Annotated in this window: 2 rRNA genes (1 of these 2 cut by a window edge); both read right to left on the bottom strand. The window is 52.1% G+C overall.

The features are described from left to right. Positions 1–98 precede the first annotated feature (98 nt). Positions 99–214: ribosomal RNA gene (gene rrf, locus WH91_RS05610) — 5S ribosomal RNA — on the bottom strand. 141 nt (positions 215–355) lie between these two features. Then, positions 356–3038 (bottom strand): 23S ribosomal RNA (locus WH91_RS05605); it runs 38 nt beyond the window's last position.

Genomic DNA, 3038 nt, shown 5'->3' with positions numbered 1-3038 from the left:
TCATCACCCCCAACGCAAAAACCCCCAGTCATTTCTGACTGGGGGTTTTAGCTATTTCTTTCGACGATCGTAAATGAGACCACAGATGTTTTTGGCAGACCTTGCAGCGACCTACTCTCCCAAGCCTTGAGACTTAGTACCATTGGCGCAGAGGAATTTGACGGTCGAGTTCGGGATGGGATCGGGTCTTGGGCTCCTCGCAAGAACCACAAGGTCAGCGAAAAACATCTGGGGTGAATTCTGGTTATATTTGGTTCTGTATTGGACACCGCCTCTCCCATGCAAGGAGGGGTGTCTGGTGTATTAGTGTACCGATCGAACATTTCACAATCTATGCGGACATAGATTAATGAGAACGATCAAGCCAATCGAGCTATTAGTACCGGTAAGCTTCACACATTGCTGCGCTTCCACACCCGGCCTATCGACGTGGTGGTCTTCCACGGCTCTCAAGGGAATACTAGTTTTGAAGGAGGCTTCCTGCTTAGATGCTTTCAGCAGTTATCCCGTCCGAATTTAGCTACCCTGCAATGCGGCTGGCGCCACAACAGGTCCACCAGAGATTCGTCCAACCCGGTCCTCTCGTACTAGGGTCAGCTCTTCTCAATATTCCTACACCCACGGCAGATAGGGACCGAACTGTCTCACGACGTTCTAAACCCAGCTCACGTACCACTTTAAATGGCGAACAGCCATACCCTTGGGACCTGCTCCAGCCCCAGGATGTGATGAGCCGACATCGAGGTGCCAAACAATGCCGTCGATATGGACTCTTGGGCATTATCAGCCTGTTATCCCCAGCGTACCTTTTATTCGTTGAGCGATGGCCCTTCCACGCGGGACCACCGGATCACTATGACCGACTTTCGTCTCTGCTCGACTTGTCAGTCTCGCAGTCAGGCAGGCTTATGCCATTGCACTCAGCGGACGATTTCCGACCGTCCTGAGCCCACCATCGCGCGCCTCCGTTACTCTTTGGGAGGCGACCGCCCCAGTCAAACTACCCACCATACGCTGTCCCGGACACTGTTATGCCGCGGTTAGACATCTATGACGATAAGGGTGGTATCTCATCTTGCGGCTCCACAGAAACTAGCGTCCCTGCTTCAAAGCCTACCACCTATCCTGCACATGCCGACACAAATGCCAGCGTAAAGCTATAGTAAAGGTGCATGGGGTCTTTCCGTCTGACCGCAGGAACCCCGCATCTTCACGGGGAATTCAATTTCGCTGAGTCTATACTGGAGACAGTGGGGAAGTCGTTACGCCATTCGTGCAGGTCGGAACTTACCCGACAAGGAATTTCGCTACCTTAGGACCGTTATAGTTACGGCCGCCGTTTACCGGGGCTTCAATTCAGAGCGTTAACTCCTCCTTTTAACCTTCCGGCACCGGGCAGGCGTCAGACCCTATACGTCGATTTGCATCTTCGCAGAGCCCTGTGTTTTTAGTAAACAGTCGCCACCCCCTCTTTTGTGCCACTCCTACAGAGTTGCCTCCGTAGAAGTCATGCTTATCCCGAAGTTACGCATGCAATTTGCCGAGTTCCTTCAGTATAGTTCTCTCAAGCGCCTTGGTATACTCTACCAGTCCACCTGTGTCGGTTTAGGGTACGGTCAATGTTGGTGGAGCTATTTCCTGGAACCGGCTCATCGCACCCCCAATCCAATAAGGGGATACGAACCTGCGCGATCCGTCACTACCACCTGGTTCACGAATATTAACGTGATTCCCATCGGCTACGCATTTCTGCCTCACCTTAGGGGCCGACTAACCCTGCGCTGATTAGCATTGCGCAGGAACCCTTGGACTTTCGGCGAAAGTGTCTCTCACACTTTTTATCGCTACTCATGTCATCATTCGCACTTCCGATACCTCCACGGCCCCTCACAGGTACCGCTTCGCAGGCTTACGGAACGCTCCGCTACCGCTTACACTTGCGTGTAAACCCTAAGCTTCGGTGCATAGTTTTAGACCCGGTACATCTTCGCCGCAGGAACGCTTGACCAGTGAGCTGTTACGCTATCTTTAAAGGATGGCTGCTTCTAAGCCAACCTCCTGGTTGTCTAAGCATTCCCACATGCTTTCCCACTTAACTATGACTTGGGGACCTTAGCTGTAGGTTAGGGCTGTTTCCCTTTTGACGACGGACCTTAGCACCCGCCGTCTGTCTCCCGGATATTACTTGTGGGTATTCGGAGTTTGGTTAGGTTTGGTAGGTCGGTGAGACCCCCTAGCCCATCCAGTGCTCTACCCCCCACAGTATTCGTCCGAGGCGATACCTAAATATCTTTCGCGGAGAACCAGCTATTTCCAAGTTTGATTGGCCTTTCACCCCTAGGAACAAGTCATCCCCGCAATTTTCAACTTACGTGGGTTCGGCCCTCCAGTAAGTGTTACCTTACCTTCAGCCTGCTCATACCTAGATCACTTGGTTTCGGGTCTAATCCGACTAACTTAACGCCCTATTCAGACTCGCTTTCGCTGCGCCTACACCTAACGGCTTAAGCTTGCTAGTCAGACTAAGTCGATGACCCATTATACAAGAGGTACGCCGTCACCCTTGCGGGCTCCGACTGTTTGTATGCATCCAGTTTCAGGAACTATTTCACTCCCCTCGTCGGGGTGCTTTTCACCTTTCCCTCACGGTACTTGTTCGCTATCGGTCGTGCACGAGTACTTAGGCTTGGATAGTGGTCTACCCATGTTCAGACAGAATTTCACGTGTTCCGCCTTACTCGAGGACCTCAATGCTTTCTACCGGTACGGGGCTATCACCCACTATGGCCAGAATTTCCATTCTGTTCCCGTTCTTACAAAGAGGCCACTGGCCTGGTCCGCGTTCGCTCGCCACTACTAACGGAGTCTCGGTTGATGTCCTTTCCTCTGGGTACTTAGATGTTTCAGTTCCCCAGGTTAGCTCCCTTGCGGGTGACCTAAATGGTCGGGTTTCCCCATTCGGAAATCATCGGATCAAAGCTTATTCGCAGCTCCCCGACGCTTATCGCAGCGTATTACGTCCTTCATCGCCTGTGCAC

This window comes from Devosia psychrophila, from assembly GCF_000971275.1.
In the GTDB taxonomy this organism is placed as follows: Bacteria; Pseudomonadota; Alphaproteobacteria; order Rhizobiales; family Devosiaceae; genus Devosia; species Devosia psychrophila.
The sequence above is the reverse complement of the archived record's forward strand: the minus strand, read 5'-3'. Positions and strand labels throughout refer to the sequence as shown.